This is a genomic window from Bacillus sp. AM1(2019) (assembly GCF_009906915.1).
In the GTDB taxonomy this organism is placed as follows: Bacteria; Bacillota; Bacilli; order Bacillales; family Bacillaceae; genus Bacillus; species Bacillus velezensis.
The window spans coordinates 3,807,754-3,833,156 of the sequence record NZ_CP047644.1; the positions used below are offsets into that span (position 1 = coordinate 3,807,754).

21 protein-coding genes are annotated in these 25,403 nt (G+C 47.5%); 6 read left to right on the forward strand and 15 right to left on the reverse strand.

Annotated features, from left to right (window positions below; all coding sequences use genetic code 11):
* Positions 1–45: 45 nt before the first annotated feature.
* The 3 genes from pyrG to GNE05_RS18940 all read right to left on the reverse strand — a co-directional run bounded on the left by pyrG (position 46) and on the right by GNE05_RS18940 (position 4,757).
* Positions 46–1,653 carry a glutamine hydrolyzing CTP synthase gene (gene pyrG, locus GNE05_RS18930; protein ID WP_003151098.1) on the reverse strand — a complete coding sequence of 536 codons (1,608 nt, stop codon included), beginning with the start codon at positions 1,651–1,653 and terminating at the stop codon, positions 46–48.
* A 240-nt stretch (positions 1,654–1,893) separates the two neighbouring features.
* Complete coding sequence (gene rpoE, locus GNE05_RS18935) at positions 1,894–2,421, reverse strand: DNA-directed RNA polymerase subunit delta (protein WP_014419114.1); 528 nt, start codon at positions 2,419–2,421, stop codon at positions 1,894–1,896.
* 227 nt (positions 2,422–2,648) lie between these two features.
* Positions 2,649–4,757: a (Fe-S)-binding protein gene (locus tag GNE05_RS18940; RefSeq protein WP_160183086.1), complete on the reverse strand. Its 2,109-nt coding sequence runs from the start codon at positions 4,755–4,757 to the stop codon at positions 2,649–2,651.
* A 138-nt stretch (positions 4,758–4,895) separates the two neighbouring features.
* Here GNE05_RS18940 and cls (GNE05_RS18945) point away from each other — a divergent pair, with 138 nt between their 5' ends.
* The 3 genes from cls (GNE05_RS18945) (at position 4,896) to GNE05_RS18955 (ending at position 7,411) form a co-directional block, all read left to right on the forward strand.
* Positions 4,896–6,095: a cardiolipin synthase gene (gene cls / locus GNE05_RS18945; RefSeq protein WP_160183087.1), complete on the forward strand. Its 1,200-nt coding sequence runs from the start codon at positions 4,896–4,898 to the stop codon at positions 6,093–6,095.
* A gap of 12 nt (positions 6,096–6,107) precedes the next feature.
* Positions 6,108–7,070, forward strand: a complete 963-nt coding sequence (gene uvsE, locus GNE05_RS18950) for a UV DNA damage repair endonuclease UvsE (RefSeq protein ID WP_154817746.1) — start codon at positions 6,108–6,110, stop codon at positions 7,068–7,070.
* Positions 7,071–7,138: 68 nt separating this feature from the next.
* Positions 7,139–7,411: a hypothetical protein gene (locus tag GNE05_RS18955; RefSeq protein WP_003151087.1), complete on the forward strand. Its 273-nt coding sequence runs from the start codon at positions 7,139–7,141 to the stop codon at positions 7,409–7,411.
* A gap of 67 nt (positions 7,412–7,478) precedes the next feature.
* On the opposite strand, the gene GNE05_RS18960 is transcribed toward GNE05_RS18955, so the two are convergent.
* From GNE05_RS18960 to GNE05_RS18995, 8 genes are all read right to left on the reverse strand, one after another.
* Entirely contained in the window at positions 7,479–9,206 is a 1,728-nt protein-coding gene (locus GNE05_RS18960) for an ABC transporter ATP-binding protein (RefSeq protein ID WP_160183088.1), read from the reverse strand.
* Positions 9,207–9,286: 80 nt separating this feature from the next.
* Positions 9,287–10,789 carry a cardiolipin synthase gene (gene cls, locus GNE05_RS18965; protein ID WP_021494799.1) on the reverse strand — a complete coding sequence of 501 codons (1,503 nt, stop codon included), beginning with the start codon at positions 10,787–10,789 and terminating at the stop codon, positions 9,287–9,289.
* Positions 10,790–10,884: 95 nt separating this feature from the next.
* Complete coding sequence (locus GNE05_RS18970; RefSeq protein ID WP_160183089.1) at positions 10,885–11,514, reverse strand: YitT family protein; 630 nt, start codon at positions 11,512–11,514, stop codon at positions 10,885–10,887.
* Positions 11,515–11,653: 139 nt separating this feature from the next.
* Positions 11,654–12,325, reverse strand: a complete 672-nt coding sequence (gene narI / locus GNE05_RS18975; protein ID WP_007407624.1) for a respiratory nitrate reductase subunit gamma — start codon at positions 12,323–12,325, stop codon at positions 11,654–11,656.
* Positions 12,322–12,879 (reverse strand): nitrate reductase molybdenum cofactor assembly chaperone, encoded by a 558-nt coding sequence (narJ, locus tag GNE05_RS18980; protein ID WP_160183090.1) that lies wholly within the window; start codon positions 12,877–12,879, stop codon positions 12,322–12,324. The genes narI and narJ overlap by 4 nt, the downstream gene beginning before the upstream one ends.
* A gap of 25 nt (positions 12,880–12,904) precedes the next feature.
* Positions 12,905–14,368 (reverse strand): nitrate reductase subunit beta, encoded by a 1,464-nt coding sequence (gene narH, locus GNE05_RS18985; RefSeq protein ID WP_160183091.1) that lies wholly within the window; start codon positions 14,366–14,368, stop codon positions 12,905–12,907.
* On the reverse strand, positions 14,358–18,044 hold the full coding sequence (locus tag GNE05_RS18990; protein ID WP_160183092.1) for a nitrate reductase subunit alpha: 3,687 nt from the start codon (positions 18,042–18,044) through the stop codon (positions 14,358–14,360). Before GNE05_RS18990 ends, narH begins: the two co-directional genes overlap by 11 nt.
* A gap of 176 nt (positions 18,045–18,220) precedes the next feature.
* Positions 18,221–18,697 carry a cyclic nucleotide-binding domain-containing protein gene (locus tag GNE05_RS18995; protein ID WP_022553929.1) on the reverse strand — a complete coding sequence of 159 codons (477 nt, stop codon included), beginning with the start codon at positions 18,695–18,697 and terminating at the stop codon, positions 18,221–18,223.
* A gap of 142 nt (positions 18,698–18,839) precedes the next feature.
* On the opposite strand from GNE05_RS18995, the gene GNE05_RS19000 reads away from it, so the two are divergent.
* Complete coding sequence (locus GNE05_RS19000; protein WP_154817752.1) at positions 18,840–19,559, forward strand: YwiC-like family protein; 720 nt, start codon at positions 18,840–18,842, stop codon at positions 19,557–19,559.
* A gap of 30 nt (positions 19,560–19,589) precedes the next feature.
* Here GNE05_RS19000 and GNE05_RS19005 read toward each other — a convergent pair whose 3' ends face one another.
* From GNE05_RS19005 to GNE05_RS19020, 4 genes are all read right to left on the reverse strand, one after another.
* Positions 19,590–20,306, reverse strand: coding sequence for a fumarate/nitrate reduction transcriptional regulator Fnr (locus tag GNE05_RS19005; RefSeq protein ID WP_007407631.1), 717 nt, complete (start codon positions 20,304–20,306; stop codon positions 19,590–19,592).
* 97 nt (positions 20,307–20,403) lie between these two features.
* The gene (narK, locus tag GNE05_RS19010) at positions 20,404–21,594 is read right to left on the reverse strand and encodes a nitrate transporter NarK (protein ID WP_154817753.1); all 1,191 of its coding nucleotides are present in this window, start codon (positions 21,592–21,594) and stop codon (positions 20,404–20,406) included.
* Between the two features lie 133 nt (positions 21,595–21,727).
* Positions 21,728–23,398, reverse strand: coding sequence for an arginine--tRNA ligase (argS, locus tag GNE05_RS19015; RefSeq protein ID WP_014419127.1), 1,671 nt, complete (start codon positions 23,396–23,398; stop codon positions 21,728–21,730).
* A complete protein-coding gene (locus GNE05_RS19020) occupies positions 23,395–23,823 on the reverse strand; it encodes a YwiB family protein (RefSeq protein WP_014419128.1) in 429 nt (142 codons plus the stop codon). The genes argS and GNE05_RS19020 overlap by 4 nt, the downstream gene beginning before the upstream one ends.
* Positions 23,824–24,114: 291 nt before the next feature.
* On the opposite strand from GNE05_RS19020, the gene GNE05_RS19025 reads away from it, so the two are divergent.
* Both GNE05_RS19025 and GNE05_RS19030 read left to right on the forward strand, forming a co-directional pair.
* Complete coding sequence (locus GNE05_RS19025; RefSeq protein WP_014419129.1) at positions 24,115–25,260, forward strand: response regulator aspartate phosphatase; 1,146 nt, start codon at positions 24,115–24,117, stop codon at positions 25,258–25,260.
* A complete protein-coding gene (locus tag GNE05_RS19030) occupies positions 25,244–25,363 on the forward strand; it encodes a PhrC/PhrF family phosphatase-inhibitory pheromone (RefSeq protein ID WP_021494790.1) in 120 nt (39 codons plus the stop codon). The genes GNE05_RS19025 and GNE05_RS19030 overlap by 17 nt, the downstream gene beginning before the upstream one ends.
* The last annotated feature ends 40 nt before the right edge of the window (positions 25,364–25,403 follow it).

Genomic DNA, 25,403 nt, shown 5'->3' on the forward strand with positions numbered 1-25,403 from the left:
CAGAAAAAAGACTTGCCGCTTTTAAAGGAGGCAAGTCTTTTTTTATTACTTCTGTTCTGCAGCTTGTACGGAAGCGCCGATAAAGTCTTTGAATAAAGGCTGAGGTCTTGTCGGTCTTGATTTGAACTCAGGGTGGAACTGGCAAGCGACATACCAAGGATGGTCTTTCAGCTCGATGATTTCCACAAGACGGCCGTCAGGGCTTGTGCCTGAGAACACAAAACCGTTCTCTTCCATTTGCTGTCTGTATTCGTTGTTGAATTCATAACGGTGGCGGTGGCGTTCGTATACCACTTCATCCGCATACGCTTCGAAGGCTTTCGTGTCTTCCTGAAGCTTACAAGGGTACAGTCCGAGACGAAGCGTTCCTCCAAGATCCTCGACATCTTTTTGTTCTGGCAGAAGGTCGATGATCGGATAAGGAGTGGACGGATCGATCTCCGCAGAGTGAGCCCCTTCCAGACCTAATACGTTTCGCGCATATTCAATGGATGCAATCTGCATACCGAGGCAGATGCCGAAGAACGGAATTTTATTCTCACGCGCATACTTGGCGGCGATGATTTTCCCTTCTACGCCGCGGTCTCCGAAACCGCCGGGCACGATGATTCCGTCTGTGCCGCCAGTCAGCTCTTGAATATTGCTTTCTGTCACTTCTTCGGCGTTAATCCATTTGATCTTCACATCAGCGTCAAACGCATAGCCGGCGTGGCGCAGTGATTCAACGACTGAAATGTAAGCGTCCTGAAGCTCGACGTATTTACCGACGAGGCTGATTGTAATGGTTTTAGACAAGTTTTTCACTTTCGTGACAAGGTCTTTCCATTCCGTCATATCCGGGTCTTTGCATTCTAATTTCATATGATCGCAGACAAGCTTATCGAGTCCCTGCTCCTGAAGGTTAAGCGGGATGGAGTAAAGGTTGTCCGCATCTTCGCACTCGATGACCGCTTTCGTGTCAATATCACAGAAGAGCGCGATTTTATCTTTCATATCTTGAGAAATAGGCATTTCCGTGCGCACGACGATGATATTAGGCTGAATACCGAGGCTTCTCAGCTCTTTTACGCTGTGCTGCGTCGGTTTTGTTTTCAGCTCGCCCGCCGCTTTGATGTACGGAACAAGCGTACAGTGAATGTACATCACGTTTTCATGGCCGATGTCGCTTTTCATTTGACGGATGGCTTCAAGGAACGGAAGGGATTCGATGTCTCCCACTGTTCCGCCGATCTCAGTAATGACTACATCTGCGTTTGTTTCTTTGCCTGCACGGTACACGCGGTCTTTCAGTTCATTTGTGATGTGCGGAATGACCTGAACCGTTCCGCCGAGGTAGTCCCCGCGGCGCTCTTTTTTCAATACGGCAGAATAGATTTTACCGGTCGTCACGTTGCTGAATCTGTTCAGATTAATGTCAATGAAACGCTCATAATGCCCTAAGTCAAGGTCAGTCTCAGCGCCGTCATCGGTAACGAATACCTCACCGTGCTGGTACGGACTCATCGTTCCCGGGTCAACGTTGATATAAGGGTCAAATTTTTGGATAGTGACGCTCATGCCTCTGTTTTTCAAAAGGCGGCCAAGTGATGCAGCCACAATTCCTTTTCCGAGTGATGATACAACTCCCCCGGTTACAAAAATATATTTCGTCATTTCGTTTGCTCCTCTCTTCGGTCTGCGCTACATTCCTTAAAATGTGCCGTTTTATAGAAAATCATTTCACTAAAAACAAATGATGTGTAAAAGAATTTGGGAGATGAAAATAAGAAAGCTCCCTTTCAATTTCTTGAAAGGGAGCGTAGCACTCTTATGAATTCTCTTCTTTTTGAAGAGCCCAAAATACATACTACATAGTTCGACAATGAAAGTCAAGATCGTTTTGCCGATATAAAATCAGTCTTTGCGATCCTCTTCCTCATCATCATAATCTTCCTCATCTTCTTCAATCATCTCGTCTTCGATCTCAAGCTCGTCGTCATCTTCTTCATCGACATCTTCGTCGTCAAAGCTGTCTGCGTCAAGGTCAATATCTTCTTCCATTTCATCGAGATCGATGTCATCTTCATCAACTTCCTCGAATTCATCAAGGTCGAGATCTTCCTCAACGACTTTTTTCGCTTTTTTCTTTTTCGCTTTTACAGTCGGCTGTGTTTCTTCGTCCAGCTGATCGTACGGATACCAGCTGCGAAGCCCCCACGTCTGGTCTGACAGAGCAATAAAGCGGCCGTCAATGTTCAGGTCTGTATAAAATTGGGCGATACGGTCGCCCAGTTCCTCTTTCGTAACACCGAGCAAGGAGATCATTTCATTCAGCAGCTCCTGGAACGGAACCGGTTTTTTATGTTCTGAGAAAATTTCGTGAGCGATTTCAACTAAAGCCATCTGCTTCAGCTGTTCCTGAGAATATTGTTTGATACTCAAGGTCGGACACTCCCTTTCTATTACTTATATGTATCTGTTTCTATCCTATAATAAGAACGAATTTGTATTGTTTTGTTCATAAACCATACCTCTCATTATAAACAAATTAAAACAGAATATGCTACCCTTAACAGCGTAATTTAAGAAATTTTAGAGCCGTCCCTTCATAAATCGGCTGATGTGCGAAAACAAAGCCGCCGGCATATGCGCCGGCGGCCCGCTTCTTTCTATAAAGACTCTTGTTTTTCAGCGCCGAATACAGACATGGCGAGCAATTCACTGACATCATAAGTGCCGATCGCGTCTTCGGCTTCTTTCGCTTTCGTACCGTCACCGAGCATAGTCAGACAGTAAGGACATCCGGAGCTGATGACCGTCGGACTGACAGAAAGCGCCTGCTCAGTCCGGGCCGTGTTGATTCTCGCTCCCGTTTCTTCTTCCATCCACATGAGCCCTCCCCCGGCGCCGCAGCACATCCCGTTTTCGCGGCTGCGCTCCATTTCCTTCAATTGAACGCCCGGAATGGCTTTTAAGATCGCTCTCGGCGGCTCATACACTTCATTGTATCTTCCTAAATAGCACGAGTCATGGAAGGTAATCGTTTCATTCACCGGGTGAAGCGGTTTTAGTTTCCCCTGTGACACAAGCTCGGCTAATAATTCAGTATGATGATAGACTTCGGCCCGGAATCCGAAATCAGGATATTCATTTTTGAACATATTATAGGCGTGCGGATCAATCGTGACGATTTTTTTGATTCCGTGTTTTTCAAATTCGCCGATGTTGTGTTCCGCCAGCTCTTGGAACAGAAACTCGTTGCCCAAACGGCGCGGCGTATCGCCTGAGTTTTTTTCCTTATTGCCGAGAATCGCAAAGGATACACCCGCTTCATTAAGCAGCTTTGCAAATGAGACGGCAATCTTTTGGCTCCTGTTGTCGTAGGAACCCATTGAGCCGACCCAAAACAAATAGTCGAACTCTTTGTCTTGCTTTTTCATTTCTTTCACTGTCGGAATCTCTGTATCGGCCTGCTCCCGCCAGTTCTCCCGCTCTTTCCGGTTTAAGCCCCACGGGTTTCCCTGTCTTTCAATGCTTGTCATGGCCCGCTGCGCGTCGCTGTCCATCTTCCCTTCCGTAAGCACAAGATAGCGGCGCAGATCGATAATTTTATCAACGTGTTCATTCATGACCGGACATTGATCTTCACAGTTGCGGCAAGTGGTGCACGCCCAAATCTCCTCTTCCGTGATGACCTCGCCGATTAAGCTCGGGTTGTAATCAATGGCTGCGGCCGCTTCACGCGATCCTCCCCCTGAGGAAGCCGCGGCGAGCTGATTCGCTTTCGTGTGCTGAAAAACGGGCGCGGGCACCCACGGAGATTTTGACGTCACGGCAGCGCCTTTTTCCGTCAAATGGTCTCTGAGCTTTAAAATGAGGTCCATCGGCGAGAGCATCTTGCCCGTACCGGAGGCCGGACACATATTTGTACAGCGGCCGCATTCGACGCAGGCGTAAAGGTCGACAAGCTGAGAGCGGCGGAAGTCTTCAATCTTTCCGACGCCGTAGCTTTCTTTCGTCTCATCGGTGAAATCGATTTTTTCCAGCTTTCCTTTTGAATCCAGCCTGCTGAGGAACACATTCGCCGGACCCGCAATTAAGTGCGCATGCTTTGATTGCGGCACGTACACTAAAAAGCTGAGCAAAAACAACAGATGAAGCCACCATGAAACATAAAACACGGCGGCGGCCGCCGGCGCTGAAAGACCGCCGAGCACAAACGCAATGGAGGAAGCGATCGGTTCCGTCCAAGACAGAGAATGATCGTGCCATAAAAGGTTCATGGCGTTCCCGAGAAGCACCGTCACCATCAGTCCGCCGATAAACAGCAGGACAAGCCCCGCTTTAAACCCGCGTTTCAGTCTGACGAGCTTTTCAATGTAGCGCCGGTAAAACGCCCAGACTACGGCGATTAAAATCAGAAAGGTGACGATTTCCTGAAAAAAGTTAAACGCCGGATAAAGCGGACCGAGCGGCAGATGGCGGTCAGGAAGCAGCCCTTTCAGAATAAAATCAATTGCGCCGAACTGAACGAGTATAAAACCGTAAAAAAACAGAACGTGGATGATTCCGCTCTTTTTATCTTTCAGCAATTTTTTCTGTCCGAACACATTCACCCATATCTTCTGAAGACGTTCTTTCAGGCGTTTATCAAATTCTTCCCTTTGGCCGAGCTTAATATAAGCGATCCTCGTTCTGATCAGGTAAACGAATAAATAAACGGCGTAAGCGGTTACAGCTGAAAACAGCAGCGCGTTTACCATGAGAAATGCGTTCATCTTGTCTCCCCCTTTGTTCTGATACCCCTCTTCATTGTCATATCTTTACTTTATCATAAATAATGAATGAGTGTTCAGTCAATAATTAAATTCACATTCTCAGGGCACACTACGAATACTTCGGAAAGGAGCGTCGGTATGAAGGTCATTTTTGTGTTGCTTGTCATTTTTATCATATTGATCGCACTTATGCTGCTTGATATGCTGCTTGGCCGGGCGGCGTACAAAAAACAGGCGTATGAGCCCGTTTTTGACCCGAAAAAGAGTGATATCACACTCATTCACTGCGGCAGCGAGCTTGTGCGGCAGATGACGGCTGATATCCGCCAAGCCGTCTCTTCTATTCATATGATGTTTTTTATTATGAAGAACGACCAAGTCAGCCATGAGATGTTTCATTTATTGAAAGAAAAGGCCCAGGCCGGCGTCTCCGTATATCTTCTGCTCGATTGGGCGGGCAGCCGCCCAGTGAAAAAGCCTTCTATTCAAACGATGAAAAAAGCCGGCGTTCACGTTCATTTTCTAAATAAACCGGCATTTCCGTTTCTATTTTTCAGGCTGCAAAAACGGAATCACCGGAAAGTGACCGTCATTGACGGCAAAATCGGCTATGTCGGCGGTTTTAATATCGCTGAAGAGTACCTCGGCAAAAAAGCGAAGTTCGGAAACTGGGAGGATTATCACCTGCGGATAACCGGCGAAGGCACGGCGGATCTTCAGACTCTTTTTGTAAGCGACCTGAAACGAAACACCGGAAAAGCACCCGGATCATCCGGGGTTTATCCGGCATTATCCGAAGGGAATATCTCTCATAGGACATATGCATCTGACGGGTTTTCGCTTGAATCGCATTATGAAAACTGCATCCGTAAGGCGGAGAAAAAAATCATTATCGGCACGCCTTATTATGTACCGAGCAAAAAGCTTCAGGAAGCGCTTATTTCAGCCTGCCGAAAAGGCGTCAAAGTCATCTTGATCGTGCCGATGAAGTCAGACCACCCGCTCGTTCGGGAAACAGCTTTTACTTATTATCCCGAGCTTCTGAAGGCCGGATGCCTCATCTATCGGTATTATCAAGGCTTTTATCATGTCAAAGCTTTCATTATAGATGACCGCATCAGCATTATCGGCACGCCGAATTTTGATAAACGGAGCCTGTTCTGGAATGAAGAGGTGAATGTCATCATTCATGATGAAGCCTTTACAAAGGAAGTGCTTTCAACCATAAAGCAGGACATTGAAAAATCCGAGCTTCTCACATTAGAAAAAGTGAAACAGCGCTCCGTCAGACAGCTTCCTGCAGAATGGCTGGGAAAGGCCATATCTTACTTTTTATAAAGGAGAAACCATATGCTGTTCAGATTCGGATTCGTCGCAAACGCCATGTGCCTTTGGGACGCGTCCCCCGCCAAAACCTTAACATATGCGCGCTATACCAAGCTTTCCCGCAGTGAGCGGAAAGAGGCCCTGCTTTCTGTGACGAAAGCAAATCTTACCAATACGCTGCGCACCATCCACTATGTGATCGGCCACGGCATTCCGCTGTACAGATTCTCAAGCTCGATTGTGCCGCTCGCCACCCATCCGGATGTGCTGTGGGATTTTGTTACGCCGTTTCGTCAGGAGTTCCGTGAGATCGGCGGGCTGGTCAGAAAATATGATCTCAGAACTAGCTTTCATCCGAACCAATTCACGCTTTTTACGAGCCCGAAACAGGAGATTACCGCAAATGCGGTCAAGGATATGGCCTATCACTATGACATGCTGGACGCAATGGGCATCGCGGACCGTTCCGTCATCAACATCCATGTCGGAGGCGCTTACGGTGACAAACAAAGCGCGCTTGGCCGTTTCCGCGTGAATCTGAAAGAACTTCCCGATGTCATCAAACGGCGGATGACTTTGGAAAACGATGATAAAACGTATACGTCCGAGGAAACACTCAGTGTATGTGAGCAAGAAGGCATTCCGTTTGTGTTTGATTATCACCATTTTTACGCCAATCCGACCGATGACGCTGATTTAGATGACATTCTTCCGCGGATGATCAAAACATGGCAGCGGATCGGCTTAAAGCCGAAGGTCCATCTCTCCTCGCCAAAATCGGAATCAGCCGTACGCAGTCATGCGGACTATGTGGATGCGAATTTTATTCTGCCGGTGCTGGAGCGGTTCAGACAATGGGATACGGACATCGATTTTATGATTGAGGCGAAAGAGAAAGACCGGGCGCTGCTCCGGCTCGTCGAAGAATTAAGCGCCATCCGCGGAGTCAAACGCCTGGCGGGCGGAGTGCTGAAGTGGAAGGCATAACCAGGTTTATCACCCGTTTATATGGGGAATTTCCGAAATAACAGACCATCAGACGGAGGAGAAAACATATGAAAAACATTACATCTTTGAAAATAGCCGCTAAGAAGTTCACTTTACGAAACATGCTTCAGCTTTATCAGCTTTGCCACACGGGAGGCCACGAGCTGTATATCTACTCTAAAAAAACGATGTGCAAAATCAAAGATATCATTGAGCTGGAAACGTTCAGAATGGCCCATAAAGAACAAGAATATTTAATTGTAGTGGAAGGAAAGAAAGCGGTGCAGCTTGTTGACCGTTTCAAACATATCATCGAACCTGCGCAAAAAGAAGCCCATTAAATACAGACTACATAAAAAAAGGATAGACAGGAGGCTGCCCGGCCCCCGCTCGTCTATCCTTTTTCTTTTATTGATGTATCAGCTCGCCGAATTGCGCCTGATGAAGTCTCTGGTACATGCCGCCGGATTCCAGCAGTTCCTTATGATGCCCTTGTTCAGCGATGCCTTCTTTCGTGACGACGACGATCCGGTTCGCATCCTTAATCGTAGCCAGCCGATGGGCGATCACAAGCGTTGTGCGTCCTTCAGACAGCTCTTGCAGCGATTTTTGGATGGCGGCTTCCGTTTCTGTATCGAGGGCCGATGTAGCCTCGTCTAAAATTAAGATCGACGGGTTTTTCAAAAACATTCTGGCGATGGAAAGCCGCTGCTTCTGCCCGCCTGACAGTTTCACGCCGCGCTCGCCGATCACCGTGTTTAAACCGTCGGGATACCCGTTTACCAAATCCTCTAAATGCGCCTGGCGGACGGCCTGCCAGATTTCTTCCTCAGACGCGTCCAGCCGCCCGTAAGCAATGTTTTCCCGCAATGTGCCGGAAAACAGAAAGACATCCTGCTGGACGACGCCGATTTGTCCGCGCAGAGATGACAGCGTCATGTCCTTAATATCGATTCCGTCGATGGAAATCACGCCTTCAGACGGCTCATAAAAGCGCGGCAGCAGACTTGTCAGCGTTGATTTCCCCGCTCCCGAAGGCCCGACGAATGCGACTGTCTCCCCGGCATGAATGGACAAATTGATTCCCGACAGAACCGGACTGTTTTCTTCGTAACCGAACGACACCTGTTCATAGCGGATATTCCCTTTTAAACCTGACACATGTCTCGCGTTCGGGGCGTCCTTGATATCAGGCTCCGTTTCCAGTATCTCCATAAAGCTTTTAAAACCGGCAATGCCTCTCGGATACATCTCAATAATCGCATTGATTTTATCAATCGGACGGAACAGAACGTTCGTCAGCAGCACAAAAGCGACAAATTCCCCGTAAGATAGCGATCCGCGGATCACGAACCATGTCCCGCACAACAGGACGAACAGCGTGACGAATCTTGTCAGCATGTAACTGATCGAGCCGTTTTTCGCCATGATTTTATAAGACGTCAGCTTTGTTTTGCGGAAACGCTGATTGTTCACATCAAACCGCTGCGTTTCAAACGCTTCATTGCTGAAAGCCTGAACAAGACGGATGCCGCCGATATTGTTTTCAACCCTCGCGCTGAAGTCTCCGACGTCTTTGTTCAGTTTTGTAAACGCCGAAGTCATTTTTTTATTAAAATACAAAGCAAGCCATATGACGACCGGCATAATGATAAAAGTCAACAGCGCGAGCTGCCAGTTAATGAACAGCATCACACCGAACGCGCCCAAAATCGTCATGATCGCGATAAACAGGTCTTCAGGCCCGTGGTGGGCGGTTTCTCCGATATACATCAAATCATTGGTGAGCTTGGACATTAAACTGCCCGTTTTGTTGTTATCGTAAAATTTGAACGAAAGCTTTTGCAGATGGTCAAAAAGCTTTTTCCGCATATCGGTTTCAATGTTAATGCCGAGCATATGGCCCCAATACGTCACAACATACTGAAGCGCCGAGCTGAGGGCGTACACCCCGAATAAAGCCGCAGAAGTCAAAATAATCAGACTCCAATCCCGCCCCGGGAGCAATGTATCGATAAAGTAATTGACAATCAGAGGAAAACTCAGCTCCATCAATCCGCCGGCGATAGCAGAAAAGAAGTCGAGAAAAAACAGCTTCTTGTACGGTTTATAATAAGAAAAAAATTGTCGCAGCACGATTCCGTCCTCCTTGTGCCTCGTTCTTAATGATAATATTTCTCAATTATACTATACACAAGGAGTTTTAAAAGCGTTTTTTATAAAACGCCGGAAAATAACCGTGCGAAGGATTCCTTCGTTCTTTCCCATAATGTGCGCTTATAGAAACGGACGGGGCTGATTTTTTCAGACTCCTTCATATCCTCCAGATAATGCGCTTCAAGATCTTTGATCGCCTCTTGATCTGTAAAAAAGACATTGACTTCAAAGTTCAGCTGAAAGCTTCTCATGTCCATGTTCGCCGTCCCGACAGAGGCGAGGTTTCCGTCAGTGATGAGCACCTTTTGATGCATAAAGCCTTTTTGATAGGAATAGACTTCGATTCCTTCGCGAAGAAGCTCGGGGAAATACGATCTCGTCGCGTACTGGGTTAAAAATCCGTCATTGGTTTCCGGCACCATGACACGCACCCGGACGCCTCTGGCAGCAGCCTCCTTTAGCGCTGTGCGGATCGGCTCATTCGGCACGAAATAAGGCGTCGCGATCCATACAGACGATTCGGCCGCCGCTATCATGGCATAATACAGATCGCTCATCCGCTCCTTCATATCGGGGCCTGTCGGAACGACTTGATAGACGCCGCCGCTTTCTGCCGCAACCGGGCGGGTATATGCTTTCTGATCAATCAGCACCTCATCTGAAACGTATTCCCAATCAAGCATAAAAATGCTGTGAAGCGTCTGAACGATTTCTCCTTCGACTTTCATATGGGTGTCCCGCCAAAAGCCGACATCTTGGTCTTTGCCGATATACTCCTTGCCGACATTCAGCCCGCCGACAAAACCGACTTTCCCGTCAACGATGACGATCTTGCGGTGATTTCTGAAATTGAATTTTTGGTTGAAAAAACCGTATTTCAGCGGCAGAAACGGGACGATGTTCACGCCCGCGCGTTTCAGTTTTTTAATATCTTTTCCGGCCAGCTTCAGGCTGCCGGCCGCGTCGAACAAAAACCGCACTTCCACGCCTTGACGCGCTTTTTCCATCATAATGTCCATCATCTTGTGCCCGAGCATGTCTGATTTGAACATGTAATACTCAATATGTATAAATGACGCGGCCTCCCGGAGCGCCTCAAACAGCTCCGGAAATGTTTCATCCCCGTTTTTAAGCACCTTCAGCCTGCTTTTTGTATTGATATTCATATGGGACGCCTTGATTGAATATTGAAAGAAACGCTTCTGATTTCCTTTCAGCCCGGACAGATCGGGAGTTTGTTCCATATCAAATATCGTTCTCAGCTTTTCCCGGTTGTATGTCCGTTTCGACCTGAACAGCTTGCCTTTTTCATAAAGCTGGCCGGAAAAAAGGTAAAATAAGTACCCGGCGATCGGAAAAAACACAAGAATATGAATCCATAACAGCGTGTGCTGCGAGGTGCGGTTTTCAAGAATTAACGAATAGATGCTGAACAAAATAATGCTTGCATAGCAAAGCACTCCTCCGTAAAACTCAAGCCTGGAAACCGGAAAAAACCATATGACATATGCTCCGATAAGCATCATATATAAAAAGCAAAATTCCAGTCTCCTTTTCAGCATCCCGACTCTCTCCCATCTGATCCGATATCTCTGTATACCCTCTGTTTTCCGGCTTGTAAACATATGAAAAAGCCTCTCCGCACGAGCGGAAAGGCTTATGATGACGCTTCCTGTGATTGGCTGGGTGTGATGTTTTGAAGCAATGCCGGATTGAGCGAGCAGCTGCCTTTGATTTTATTTTTGAAGATGCCGATGATCAGACCGGTGACCGCTATCGACACTAAGGAGAAGAGCCCTTTCAGCAACCCGACGGAAAAAATGCCGGCCAGCACGACGCCAAAATCGAAGAGGAAATTAACGGCACCCGGATTCCATCCGCAGCGCTTTTGCAGAAATAAAGCGAGGATATTGGCGCCGCCGAGCGATGCCTGATGATAAAACATGAGCGACAGGCCGAACCCGATCAGCGCCCCGCCGCAAATCGCCCCGGCAAGCGGTGAAACAGAGACCGGCGGCAGCCAGTGATCCGCGCCTGTAAACAGAGTCAGCGCTGTGACTGCAAAAACGGTGGATAGAGTGAATTTGATTCCCATTCTGATGAGAGAAAATATATAAAACGGGATATTAATCAGAAAGAAGATAATCGCAAACGAGGAATGAAACAAGTATGACAGGCTTAGTGACAGTCCCGCTGTTCCGCCGGTTAATACATGAGAATGTCTGAGTGTCAGGACGCCGGCGCTTGTCATCAGACAGGCGGCTAAAATGAGGAAAATCCGCTTCATTCTTCACTCTCCTTTTGTTGCTGTTATTTCCAAATAAAACATAACAGGAATCCCGGCCGCCCAGCCATTACCTTGGCAGAAAATATCTTATGTTTTTATTTTTTCACCATAAAAAATCCCCCTCTTGCAGGGGGGATTTTTACGTGCGTTTCCGATAGACAACATAGCTGCGGGTCAAATACTTGAGGGGCAGGCTGAACACGTGAACCAATCTTGTAAACGGCCAAAGGATAAAAACGACGTACCCTATGATGATATGAAACTTAAACCATAGCGGGACACTCTCCATCAAAGAAGCGTCAGGCCGGAACAAAACAATTTCCCTGAACCACGGCCCGACTGTTGCCCTGTAATCAAAGCCTTTCGAATCAATGTTAAGAAATGTGGCCGCAACGCCCGACAGCATCATGAACAGCAGCAGAATAAGCGTCAAGATATCCGATGGCGAGCTGGTTTTGCGGATTCTTTTGTCAAACAGCCTTCTGTATGTCAGGATGACAAGTCCGGCACATGCAGCAATCCCCGCCGGCAGGCCTGCGCCGATCGCCATTTTGTGATACATATGCTCGGAAATGCCAAGGGAAGCATACACGCCTTCCGGGATCAAAATTCCCATGACATGTCCGCCGACAACGCACAGCAGTCCCCAATGAAAAAGTGTGCTACCAGCGGCGAGTTTTTTCTTTTCTAACAGCTCGCTTGATTTCGCCGTCCAGCCGAATTGGTCATGCTGATAGCGGTAAATATGCCCGCCGATAAAGATCGTCAATACAATGTATGGCATAACGCCCCACAGGATCTGCCCGCTCATGCCTGAACAGCCCCTTCTTCAATGCTTTCACGTACACCGATGTTTTCCAGTGCGGCCTGCAGCACGTGCAGCAGCTCAGCATAGATGCTGTCATTTTTTTCGAGGCGGGAAGCCAGCTCTCTCACATTGGACAGGTATTTTTCAAACACGCTTCTCACCGCTTCAATCTCCGCAACTGCGGCGAATTCCAGCATCAGCGGCAGGTAATCAGGCAGTTCTTTCTCTGTCGGCAGGAAACCGGATTGCTGGTAGGTATTTTTTAAATGCAGCAATTCAATGCCGCGTTCCCTTTGTTCGCCTGAGTTAAAGTAGGTGACGTACATATTCGTTTTTTTTCCGAAATCGAACGTATACACATAGTGTTCAATCAGCGCTTGCGGAGAAAAGCCGGCTGCCGCCTCTAAAAAGTGCAGCAATTTCTCCCGGATTTGCTGATTGGTGATGTCATGGATAAGAGCCTTCCAATCGGGAATCTCGGTTCTCCACTCTTCCTCCGGATATGAGAGAAGAACGGAAAGAGCGGAGAACGTCATTTGCCGGTCTGTGGTGTTCATGTTATTACACCTCATTTATGAAAAATTAGAAACAAGAGCCCGGGCCGCCTGAAAATGATAAGCCGCAGCTCCCTTGTTCAGCATATAAATCTGACACTTCTTCTCGATGACTGCTCGGGATCACAAAACGGTCATCATATTTGGCGATTGCCAGCAGCCGATACATGTCTTCAATTTGCTGTTCTGTTAAACCGACACTGGAGACCAATGCCGGGTCGATGGATTTATTCGTCTGAACCGCCCTCATATACTGGCGCATGACGGACATTTTCTTTAACGTTGACCGAATATGATCCGTATCACCGGCCGTTAATAGCTGCGCCAAATAGTCAATCGGAATTCTCATTTGGTCGATAGCCGGAAAAATCGCTTCCGCCGTTTGCCGGCTTCCTTTTCCTTCAAAGAGATTCATAATCGGGCTGAGCGGCGGAATGTACCAAACCATCGGCAGCGTACGGTACTCAGGGTGAAGCGGAAGCGCAATCTTCCAGTCGATGATCATTTTATAGATCGGCGATTGCTGCGCAGCCTCTATCCATTCAGCCGGGATGCCTTGTTCTTTTGCCAGTTTGGCAATCTCAGGATCATTCGGATCAAGAAAAACGTCCAGTTGGGATTGGTAGAGATTCTTTTCATTTTCAACAGAGGCCGCTTCCTCCACTTTGTCCGCGTCATACAGCATGACGCCGAGATAGCGGATTCTGCCCACACACGTTTCGGAGCAGATGGTCGGTAGCCCCGCCTCCAAGCGTGGAAAGCAGAGTGTGCATTTTTCCGCTTTATTCGTTTGCCAGTTAAAATAGACTTTTTTATAAGGACAGGATGAGACGCAATATCTCCATGAACGGCATGCGTTTTGATCCACAAGCACAATGCCGTCCTCCTCGCGTTTGTACATGGCGCCGGACGGACAGGATGACACGCACGCCGGGTTGATGCAGTGCTCGCAAATACGCGGCAGATACATCATAAAGACCTCATCGAATTCTGTTTTGATCGATTCCTCCATCTTTTGCACGTTTGGATCTTCAAGACCCGTAATATGCCCGCCCGCGAGATCATCCTCCCAGTTCGGGCCCCATTCGATATTCATGAAATCCCCCGTTAAGGACGATTTCGGGCGCGCCACCGGCTGGTGTTTTTTCTGCGGGCTGTTTGTTAATGTTTCATAATCATAGTTCCAAGGTTCATAGTAGTCATCAATCGTCGGCTGGTTCGGGTTATAGAAAAGGCCTGCAAGCCGGTTTGTTTTCGAGCCTGATTTCAGCTCGAGCTTTCCTTTTTTCAATGTCCAGCCGCCTTTATATTTGTCCTGGTCCTCCCATTGCTTCGGGTAGCCGATGCCCGGCTTTGTTTCTACATTATTGAAGTACATATATTCCGCACCGGTACGGTTTGTCCATGTGTTTTTACAGGTGACGCTGCACGTGTGGCAGCCGATGCATTTATCCAAGTTCATGACCATACCGATTTGCGCTTTAATCTTCAAGCCAATCGACCTCCTTCAGCTTGCGGATGACGACATTCAGGTCGCGCTGATTCCCCGTCGGACCGTAATAGTTAAAGCCGTAGCTGAGCTGGGCGTAGCCCCCGATCATCTGGGTCGGCTTGACGTGAATCCTTGTCGGGCTGTTATGGGTGCCTCCGCGGTTATTCGTCAGTTTTGTGCCGGGCACGTTGATGTGGCGGTCCTGGGCATGGTGCATAAACGCCATTCCTTTAGGAATCCGATGAGACAAAACCGCTCTCGCGACGACAACGCCGTTTCGGTTGAAGCATTCAATCCAATCGTTGTCTTTGATATCCGTGTCCTCTGCGTCATCTTTATTCATCCACACGGTCGGCCCGCCGCGGAACAGCGTCAGCATCGGCAGAGAATCAAAATACATGCTGTGGACGGACCATTTATTATGCGGCGTCAAATAATTAAGGACGATTTCTTTGCCCTCTTGATCAGGCCGTTTGCTTAGGAACGGACGATGCTGAAGGATCGGTTTAAATGTCGCCATCGTTTCACCGAATTCCATCATCAGTTCATGATCGACATAATAGGATTGTCTGCCGGTCAGCGTCCGCCACGGAATTAATTTTTCCACATTCGTCGTAAACGGCGAATACCTGCGCCCTCCTTTTTCTGAACCGGTAAAGGCCGGAGAGGTGATGACCGTTTTCGGCTGGGCTGTAATTTGCTCGAACGTAAAGCATTCTTCCTCGCGCTCTTCCGCCAGGTCTTTCAGCTCCAGGTTTGTGATGTTTTCAAGCGATTTCCATGCTTTCACGGCGACTTTTCCATTTGAGGTGGACGACAGGGTTAAAATCGCTTCCGCCGCCTGCTTCGCTTCACTTATATTCGGGCATCCTTTGGCAACGCTGTTTGAATCGGTTTCTCCCAGTCTCTGTTTGAGTGATTCATATTCATCCGCAATCGACCAGCTCATCCCTTTTGTTCCGCTCGGTTTTAAAGCCGTATGAGGGCCGAGCGCGGTCATTTTATGAAAAATGTGTTTGTAATCCCGTTCAACGACATGGATGTTCGGCATCGTTTTTCCCGGAATGGCTTCACATTCGCCCTTGCTCCAGTCATTGATTTTGCCGAATGGCTGGGCCAATTCCTGCATCGTGTCATGGAGGAGCGGCGTCGCAACCACTTCTTTCACCGGCTCCATCTCGACTTCTTCCGCCAGATCGGAAACGGCTTTTGACAGTGCCTTAAAAATATCCCAGTCTGACCTCGATTCCCACGGCGCCGAGATGGCCGGAGCAAAAGGATGAATGAACGGGTGCATATCCGTGCTGCTGAGATCGTGTTTTTCATACCATGTCGCCGCCGGCAGCACGATATCGGAATACAGCGCCGTACCCGCCATTCGAAAGTCGAGATTGATTAACAAGTCGAGCTTGCCTTCCGGCGCCTGCTCCCGCCATTTGATTTCTTCAGGGCGGATGCTGTCGCTGTCGTCATTCATCAAACCGTTCGTCGTCCCCAGCAGATGCTTGAGAAAATATTCATGCCCTTTCCCTGAGCTTGAGATCAGATTTGCCCGCCATACGAAGAGATTTCTTGGGAAATTCACTTCATTGTCAGGGTCTTCAATCGCGAATTTCAGTTTTTTCTCTTGAAGCCGTGAGGCCACGTACGCACCTACGTCTTCAGGTGTCGCCGCCCCCGCCTTCTCAGCTTCTTTGTACAGATCAATGCCGTTTTGATTGAATGTCGGGTAAGACGGAAGCCACCCTAATCGCGCCGCCAGCACATTGTAATCGGCGTGATGCTTGTAGCGGGATGACACAGCAATCGGTGATGCCAAATCACTGATCGGCTGGTCCTCATAACGCCACTGATCTGTCGCAAAGTAGAAAAATGAGGTGCCGTTTTGCAGTTTAGGCACGCCTTCCCAGTCCTTTGCGGTTGCAATCGTCTGCCACCCTTCAGCCGGACGGAGCTTTTCCTGCCCCACGTAATGGGCCCAGCCTCCGCCGTTTACGCCTTGGGCGCCTACGAGTAAAACAAGATTTAACACCGCACGGTAAATCGTGTCGGAGTTGAACCAGTGGTTGATCCCCGCCCCTACGATAATCATGGATCTGCCGTCTGTATCGATCGCATTTTGGGCAAACTCCCTGGCAATCTGTATAACGGCTTCTCTTTTAATTCCCGTGATCTGTTCCTGCCAGGCAGGTGTGAACGGACGGGGATCATCGTAGGATGCGGCTGATTGTCTGCCGATGCCCCGGTTCACGCCGTAGTTGGCCAATATCAAGTCAAACACGGTCGTGACGTACGTTTCTTCACCATTCAGATCCAATTTTTTAATAGGAAGATTCCGCTCAAGCACTTTGTTTCCGTCATTTGAAAAATACGGAATGCGCACCATGCCGATTTCGTCCTCTATTCCGAGCACGGAGAGACGCGGTTCAATCGGTTCCCCGGTGTCTTCGTCGATCATATGCAGATTCCATTTCTGCTGCCCGTCCCAGCGGGAGCCCATTGTGCCTTGCGGTATGGCAAACGCACCTGTCTGTTCATTCCAGACCGCCGGCTTCCACTGATCATTTTTTGTCTGCCGCCCGATGTCTTTCGCATGCAGAAACCGCCCGGCTGTATACACGCCGTTCTCTTTTGACAGAGTGACGAAGAATGGAAAATCGGTGTATTGCTTCGCGTACTCAATAAAACGTTCAGTTTCTTGGTTCACGTAAAATTCCTGCAAAATGACGTGACCCATCGCCATCGCAAGCGCCCCGTCAGTCCCTTGGCGGATACTCAGCCAGTCATCTGCGAACTTTGAGGATTCCGCAAAATCCGGGCTGATCGAAATGACCTTAGCGCCTTTATAGCGGGCCTCCGCCAAAAAATGCGCATCAGGCGTTCTCGTTAACGGAACGTTGGAGCCCCATGTGATGATATAGCCTGAATTGTACCAATCACTGCTCTCCGGAACGTCCGTCTGGTCGCCCCAAATTTGCGGGGACGCCGGCGGAAGATCCGCATACCAGTCATAAAAACTGAGCATTGGGCCGCCGATTAACGACATGAATCGCGAGCCTGACGCATGGCTGATCATGGACATCGCCGGAATCGGAGAAAAACCGACATTCCGGTCAGGCCCGTATTTCATCACTGTATACAGCAGAGAGGCTGAAATCAGCTTCAGCACTTCCGGCCATTCCGCGCGGACAAAGCCGCCTTTCCCTCTTGCCTGTTTATAGGACTTCGCTTTTTCAGGATTTTCAACAATCGATTTCCAGGCATCCAGCGGATTTTGATGCGCCTGCAATGCTTCCCGCCACAAATTGATCAGCACACCTCGCACATATGGATATTTCACACGGAGCGGGCTGTAGATGTACCAAGAAAAACTGGCCCCCCGCGGACAGCCTCTCGGTTCGAAATCAGGCATATCAGGGCCTGTTGATGGATAATTCAAGTTTTGTCCTTCCCACGTGACAATTCCGTTTTTCACATAAATATTCCAGCTGCAAGAACCCGTGCAGTTGACGCCGTGGGTGGAGCGAACGACTTTGTCGTACTGCCATCTGTTTCTGTATACATTCTCCCAATCACGATCTTCGCTTGTCGTTTGGCTATGATGATTTGAATGATGTTCGATAGGAGAAAAATAGTTTAATCTCCTGAGCAACGGACTCATTTTCTTTTTCTTCATGATCGTTCACTCCTTCCGAGTCAGGTGATGCTATGTACACTATAAACAGAGACGGCGCATCAACTTGTGAACTATGTCACACACTCTGCTTTTTTCACAAAACGTTCACACAGAGCAGCAGGAAGGATTTTCAAACGATATGGGGACGCCCGCGTCATCAAAAAAACCGGTTCTGTTTAAGAACCGGGTTCGGCGTTTTCATCCCGTGATGTATGCAGATACCGCAAAAACAACTGATAGGAACAGAAGACATTTTGCTGAAGCATCGCCAAAAAGTTCATTTGCAGCCGCGGATGGTAAGACATCATTTGCTTAAATACGGAATATGGAATATGAAGTACAAGAATATCCGGTGAGGCATTGACTGAGATAAAAGGCGATAAATAGAGCCCGCCTTTTTCATCAATCGGAAACACATCGCCTTTTTCCCACAGCGCAACGGTTTGCGACCCTTCAGGGAGCCTGCTGTCCGTAAAACGGATATTGCCTTTTAATACAATATAAACGGATTGTGAATGAAGAAAGGATGGAGATTGGTCAGATGAGCCGCGGATAAACGTCCCGTTTTTCAGCAAGGTTTCGACAATGGACAGAGGCACTTCATTAAACATAGGAAGTTGTTTCAGAAATAATAAATAGTCACACTGATTCATAGGAAAGCCTCCTGTGCTAAGGATAGCTTTAGTGTAGCCCGATTGAGGCCGCGCGGCAGTGATGTATTTCACAGCTTGTATGATAAAAGTCACTTATCAGGAGAGTGTCTGCATTTATAATGAAATAAAAAGGAGGGTTTCGATGAAGGCGATGATTCCGAAGCAGCACGGCGCATGGGCGATGCTGCTGATTCCATTTTTACTCGGCATGGTCAAGGGTGGCCCGGTTTTCTGGCATATTCCGCTCTTTCTGGGCTGGCTTTTCCTATACTTAGCGGTTTATCCCGTTTCGCTCGCTTTGAAAAAGAAACAGCTTCAGCCTTATCAAAAGTGGATATGGTATTACGGTTTTCCGGCCTGCTGCTTTTTGATCATTTCTGTCTTTCATAAGCCGCAGCTCGTCTGGATCGGCGTTTTTTTATTGCCGCTGTTTCTCATACATACGCATTATGCCCGCCGAAAAAACGAGCGGGCGCTCACGAATGATATTGCGGGTGTTCTGTTCTTTTGTTCAGGCGGGCTTGCGAGCTGCTGGCTGGGAACGGGAACCCTTGACGGCTGGGCTTGGTTTATTTTCTTGCAGTCTGCTTTATTTTTTATCGGGAGTTCTTTTTATGTGAAATCGGTCATACGGGAGAGAAAAAACAGAACCTTTGCATACTGGTCATGGGGATATCACCTCTTGCTCCCCTTTTTATCGGCTCTTCTCGGGGCAGGCTGGGCGTTTCTCGCTTTTATCCCAAGCAGTCTGCGGGCCTGGTTTTTTCACGGAAGAGACTGGCCGGTGAAAACGATCGGCATTCTGGAAATCGTAAATGCCGGCTTCTTTTTCGCCGTCATGTGTATATGTATCACAAGCTGAAAAACAAGGACACCGGCTGCCCTTGTTTTTTCAGTCAATATTGCAAATCTCCAGCGGGCAATTTTCACACTCGATCTCGCATCGTAAATAGTCCCGCTTGTGCAAAATAATTTTTCCGGTTTCGTCTATCGAAATAACCCCTTGTTTGCGGAGGTCTCCCAGCATGCGGTTGACGCTCTCCCTTGCCGCCGCGCAAAACTTAGCCAAATCCTGATTTGTCAGCACAATGTTAATCAGAATCCCGTCACTTCGTTCCACCCCGTAGCTGTTTGATAAGCGGATAAGGGTGGAATAGAGCGCCCCCTTTTTGCCGTGAAGAAGCAGGTCCCTGATTTTGGACTGGATTTTTCGAAGATGGGTGCTCATCCATTTCATAAATTCAAACGTCAAAACACCGTTTTGGATCAATTCCTTTTCCAGCTTGTTTTTATTAATGACGAGCACCTCGCCATCCTCTAACACTTTCGCACTGAGCATATATCTCGGCTCATCTGTGAATAGCGTCAATTCCCCGACAATATCGTTTTTTTGGCAGATTCTAAGCGTCAGGTCTTTTCCGTCAGACGTCAGCTTGCCGATTTCAATGAGTCCTGATTGAATCAGATAAAGCTCTTTTGCATCCATTCCTTCTTGAAACAAATAAGTGTGTTTTTTCATTTTCCTTTTCGTACTGATCGATTCCAGCAATTCATGCAGTTCGCGGGAAAGAAGTTCTTTATCAGATTTTCGGACAGAGAGAATATTCATGAGCTCACCTCGAAGAAAGTCACGTTGCGTATGTATATTGTAACGTGACTTGATTTGCACTCACCCAGAAAAAACTAACAATCTTGTGAATGGATCATTATGAATTGAGGCTCTGACCGTTTCTCTCCGTATGTGTTTTCATTCTTTCCTGCCAATACATCCAGATCACAAGAACAAAGCTGGCTAACGCGACCTCTGAAAGCGCCATAAACCCGATCGCGTATTGGCCTGTTGCCTGAAATACACTTGCCAGAATCAGCGGAGGGAAAAAACCGCCCAGTCCGCCCATAGCTGACACAATACCGTTGGCAATCCCCGCTTGCTTCGAAAAGTAGAAAGGCACCAGTTTAAATACCGTCCCGTTTCCAATCCCTGAGCAGACTGCCACTGTCAGCGATCCAAACGCATAAAGGCCGATCGTCGGGGAGAATGACAGCATGACGCCTGACAGCGTAAGCCCTGCGAAAACGAACATCAGAATACGGAGCGGACTCAATTTATCTGCAAGAAACCCTCCCACAGGCCTGAGCAGTGTAGAGACCGCAATAAAGCCGGCCGTCCGTAAACCGGCGTCCGCAGGGCTCAGCCCAAAATGCTCAACCAAAAAATTCGGAAGATAGATGGTAAAGGCGACAAAGGCGCCGAACGTAATAAAATAAAACAGGCTCAACATCCACAGCACATGATTTCGGTAAACGGCTTTCATTTGTGTCTTTATGGAAACTTTGACTTTCTTCTCATGCCGGTCGCCGAACAAAACGTGCAGTAATGCGAAAACAGCCAGCAAAACAAGATACATCTGCACGGTTGCTTTCCATCCCGCGGCTTGAGCGATAACCGGCGCCGCAAAGGTAGTAACGGCGGTCCCGATGTTTCCGGCACCGTAAATCCCATTGACGACACCGTGCTTTTCTTTCGGATAATATTTCGGGAGGGACGTCACTCCGATGGAGAATACCGCTCCTCCGATCCCTAAGAAAAAGCCGCCCGCGATTAAATCAAATAAAGAATCCGCGATACTGATCCAAAATACAGGAAACAAAAGCAGGATGAAGCTGATCATAAACATCAGCCGCGCGCCATACCTGTTCGTTAAATATCCTAAAGGAATACGGAGAAGCGATCCGAGAATAACGGGAATCGCCGTCACCAATGAAATCTCGCCTTTGCTTAAATGAATATCTGATGTCATTTGAGAAATGAGCGATGAAATCAGCACCCACACCATAAACCCTGCCACTAAGCTTAATGACTGCAACGATAATTGAATATGTTGACGATTGATCATTCGGCTTGCCCCTTTCACTGATTCAATATCAGTCTTATCATACAAAAACTCAGTGTGCGGGATTGTGAATTACATCACACGCTTTATATACAAAAAAAGAACAAAGCCCGAAGACTTTGTCCTTTGATCATCATTACATTTTTTCCGGAGCGGATACTCCGATCAGCTGAAGCGCATTGTTCAGCGTAATTTGCGTCGCCTTCATTAAAGCGAGACGCGCGCGGCTCTTCTCTTTATTTTCCGGATCGATGACTTTCTCCGCATTGTAGAAGCTGTGCAGAGCGGAAGCCAGATCATAAATATAGTTTGTGACACGGTGAGGAATGCGTTTTTCCGCCGCTTCTGCCACTGCCTCAGGGAAGCCGCCGATCGTTTTCAGCAGGTCATATTCTTTTTCTGATTGAATATGGCTGAAATCAAGATCTGCCGCCGGTTTAAGTCCCTGCTCCTCCCCTTGGCGAAGCATGCTGCAAATACGTGCATGTGCGTATTGCGCATAATACACAGGGTTTTCGTTAGATGTAGATACGGCAAGATCCAAGTCAAAATCCATGTGCGTATCAGCACTGCGCATCGCGAAGAAATAACGAACCGCGTCAAGGCCGACCTCTTCAATCAGGTCGCGCATCGTTACGGCTTTCCCCGTACGTTTGCTCATCTTCATTTTTTCGCCGTTTTTGTATAAATGAACGAGCTGAATGATCTCAACTTCCAATGTGCCTTTCTTGTAACCGAGCGCTTCAATTGCCGCTTTCATACGCGGAATATACCCGTGGTGATCCGCGCCCCATACATTGATGAGCTTGTCGAATCCGCGGTCAAGTTTGTCTTTATGGTATGCGATATCCGGCAGCAAATAAGTGTATGAACCGTCTTTTTTGATCAGCACACGGTCTTTATCGTCGCCGAACGTTGTGGAACGGAACCATGTCGCGCCGTCCTCTTCGTATACATGGCCCTTTTCGCGAAGCGCCTCGAGCGCCTGATCAATTTTTCCGTTTTCGTACAGTGACGTTTCAGAATACCATACGTCAAACGGCACGCGGAAATTTTCCAGGTCGGAGCGAAGTTTATCAAGCTCGTACTTTAAGCCGTATTCACGGAAAAACGCCTGACGTTCGCTCTCCTCTTCATGTACGAAACGGTCGCCGAAATCTTCGGCAAGCTTTTTCCCGATGGCGATAATATCCTCGCCGCGGTAGCCGTCTTCCGGCATCGGTTTCTCGAGACCGAGCGCTTCAAAATAACGGACTTCAACGGAAAGCGCCAGGTTGTTAATCTGATTGCCCGCATCATTAATATAGTATTCGCGGCTCACATCATAGCCCGCTTTAGAAAGCACGCTGCACAGCGCGTCACCTACCGCCGCGCCGCGCGCATGGCCTAAGTGAAGATCTCCCGTCGGGTTGGCCGATACGAATTCGACCTGAATCTTTTCGCCTTGTCCGATGTTTGTTTCTCCGTAATGTTCACCCGCTTCAAGCACGGACGGAATCAGTTTTGTTAAGTAGCTGTTGTTCATGTAAAAGTTGATAAAGCCGGGCCCCGCAATATCCATCTTTTCAATGGAAGCTTTGCCTTTATCAAATGACGCCACGATCTCCTCAGCGATTTGTCGCGGCGCTTTTTTTGCGATTCTCGCCAGCTGCATCGCCATGTTTGTGGAATAATCACCGTGTGTTTTTTCTTTCGGCGTTTCTAACAGTACGCTTGGAATCTGGCTTTCTTCCGCCAGGCCCGCTTTCAGAACGGCCGCTTTGATCTCTTCCTTCAGCACGTCCTTCATCTGTTCCGCAATATTCATGCCTTTGTTTCCTCCTTATATTGGATCGTCATGTTATGTACATGTTCTTGGTTTTCGCCTACAGTCATGTTATATGTCATTTTGACGGAGCCTTCCGAACCGCCGACATCAGCTTGTATGTTTTTTGTTTCCGTACGGAGCTCCATTTGTCCGAACGGCAGTTTATATTGAGTGAGTGTCGATGCCCCCGGAATGAACCGCTGTTTCATTTGGATGGCGCCCGATCTCATCACGAGAATCTCTTTTTCTGTGATCTTGACGACCGTTTTAATCTTGCCCAAATCATGCTCTTCGTGATAGGAAAGATACGTTTTGCCGTTTCTCACGTAATAGAATCCACTCGATGTAAATTCAACCGACTCTTCTTCTGAGCCGTTGTGTATGAATGATTGCACATGAATGGCTACTGGTGTCTCCTGTCTCATGCTGACACTTCCTTTTCATCATCCCGCTTAACCTGAATAGTATAAGTTTTCAAGGGAAAAAGTTCAACCGCTTCCTCCTATCTTACCATCTTTGCTGATTGGTTTTGAAGATAAACATGATTTTTAAGGAAAATGAAAAAACCGGAAATCCCGGTCTGCGGGATAAATGCGGTTCCTTCGGCGGACGGCTTTGTCAACGGGGAAAAGTTTGCGGTATTTTTGCGCTATCCTTCCGAATGAAAATGATAAAATATGTCATATACATAAAGTGGAAGGGAGGGATTCGGAATAGTGGCGAGTGTTTTATCGTCTTCAGCGGTTGGAGAAAAAATCAACGAATGGTATATGTACATTCGAAGGTTCAGCATCCCGGACGCCGAGTACTTACGGAGAGAAATCAAAGAAGAACTTGCAGGCCTGGAAGATGATCAAGATCTACATCTGTACTATTCTCTCATGGAATTCCGCCACAATCTGATGCTCGAATACCTCGAACCGCTGGAATCGCAGCGGATAGAAGAACAGCCGAGACTATCGGAGCTGCTCGCGGATATTGATAAAAAGCAGGCCCGGCTGACCGGACGGCTTGATTATTATTTTAATTTTTTCCGGGGGATGTATGAGCTGGAATGCCGTGAATATCTTTCAGCGATTCAGTTTTTTAAGAAAGCTGAATATAAGCTTGATTTTGTCAAAGATTGTATCGAGAAAGCTGAATTTTATTTTAAGATGTCAGAGTCCTACTATTATATGAAGCAGACTTATTTTTCTATGGATTATGCCCGGCAGGCTTATAAAATTTATCATAAGCAGGAGGCATATAATATAAGGGTGCTTCAGTGCCATTCATTGTTCGCTACCAACTTTCTTGACTTAAAGCAATATGATGAAGCAATTCAGCATTTTAAAAAAGCTTATGCCATGGCAGAGGCAGAACAGCAGCCTCAATTAATGGGCCGGACTCTATATAATATCGGACTTTGTTTTAACAGCCAAGAAAATTACAAACCAGCCATTGACTACATAAAACGGGCAATAGCTGTTTTTGAAGATGGGAACATCATCACTTCTCTCCCGCAAGCCTATTTCTTAATCACACAAATACATTATAAAATCGGAAATACGGCCATAGCCAGACAATATCATGACAAAGGGGTATCTTATGCAGAGGAGGCAGAAGATTCCCTATATATAGTCGAGTATGAATTTTTAGAATCTTTATATGTCGGTGAGCCTGATGAAGAAGCAATCATGGAATGTTTTGACTTTCTCAGAGATAAATTGATGTATGCTGATCTTGAAGATTTTGCCTTAGATGTGGCAAAATATTATCATGAAAGAGAAAATTTCGAGAAGGCTTCCGCATATTTTTTAAAGGTGGAAGAAACAAGACAGCAGATTCAAGGAGGTGTGAAGTTGTATGAAATTGAAGTATAAATTAGCACTTACTTGCTTAGCGATAGGCACTATTTTTGTTTCAGCCGACATTGCAAGTGCACCGGAACATCAATTTGAAGTTGCTCAGCGCGGAATGATTTAAATAATGATTACTTTTAGGCTTGCAGGTTAAACTGCAAGCC

Excerpts from the sequence above, each read along its gene's own strand:
- GNE05_RS18995 (WP_022553929.1), bottom strand. The coding sequence starts at position 18,697 with ATGAATCAGTGTGACTATTTATTATTTCTGAAACAACTTCCTATGTTT.
- narI (WP_007407624.1), bottom strand. The coding sequence starts at position 12,325 with ATGAGCGGGCAGATCCTGTGGGGCGTTATGCCATACATTGTATTGACG.
- GNE05_RS18970 (WP_160183089.1), bottom strand. The coding sequence starts at position 11,514 with ATGAAGCGGATTTTCCTCATTTTAGCCGCCTGTCTGATGACAAGCGCC.
- pyrG (WP_003151098.1), bottom strand. The coding sequence starts at position 1,653 with ATGACGAAATATATTTTTGTAACCGGGGGAGTTGTATCATCACTCGGA.
- GNE05_RS19005 (WP_007407631.1), bottom strand. The coding sequence starts at position 20,306 with ATGAATATTCTCTCTGTCCGAAAATCTGATAAAGAACTTCTTTCCCGC.
- argS (WP_014419127.1), bottom strand. The coding sequence starts at position 23,398 with ATGAATATTGCGGAACAGATGAAGGACGTGCTGAAGGAAGAGATCAAA.
- GNE05_RS18955 (WP_003151087.1), top strand. The coding sequence starts at position 7,139 with ATGAAAAACATTACATCTTTGAAAATAGCCGCTAAGAAGTTCACTTTA.
- GNE05_RS18940 (WP_160183086.1), bottom strand. The coding sequence starts at position 4,757 with ATGAACGCATTTCTCATGGTAAACGCGCTGCTGTTTTCAGCTGTAACC.
- GNE05_RS19030 (WP_021494790.1), top strand. The coding sequence starts at position 25,244 with ATGAAATTGAAGTATAAATTAGCACTTACTTGCTTAGCGATAGGCACT.
- GNE05_RS19000 (WP_154817752.1), top strand. The coding sequence starts at position 18,840 with ATGAAGGCGATGATTCCGAAGCAGCACGGCGCATGGGCGATGCTGCTG.
- cls (WP_021494799.1), bottom strand. The coding sequence starts at position 10,789 with ATGCTGAAAAGGAGACTGGAATTTTGCTTTTTATATATGATGCTTATC.
- narK (WP_154817753.1), bottom strand. The coding sequence starts at position 21,594 with ATGATCAATCGTCAACATATTCAATTATCGTTGCAGTCATTAAGCTTA.
- cls (WP_160183087.1), top strand. The coding sequence starts at position 4,896 with ATGAAGGTCATTTTTGTGTTGCTTGTCATTTTTATCATATTGATCGCA.
- GNE05_RS18990 (WP_160183092.1), bottom strand. The coding sequence starts at position 18,044 with ATGAAGAAAAAGAAAATGAGTCCGTTGCTCAGGAGATTAAACTATTTT.
- narJ (WP_160183090.1), bottom strand. The coding sequence starts at position 12,879 with ATGAACACCACAGACCGGCAAATGACGTTCTCCGCTCTTTCCGTTCTT.
- GNE05_RS19020 (WP_014419128.1), bottom strand. The coding sequence starts at position 23,823 with ATGAGACAGGAGACACCAGTAGCCATTCATGTGCAATCATTCATACAC.
- uvsE (WP_154817746.1), top strand. The coding sequence starts at position 6,108 with ATGCTGTTCAGATTCGGATTCGTCGCAAACGCCATGTGCCTTTGGGAC.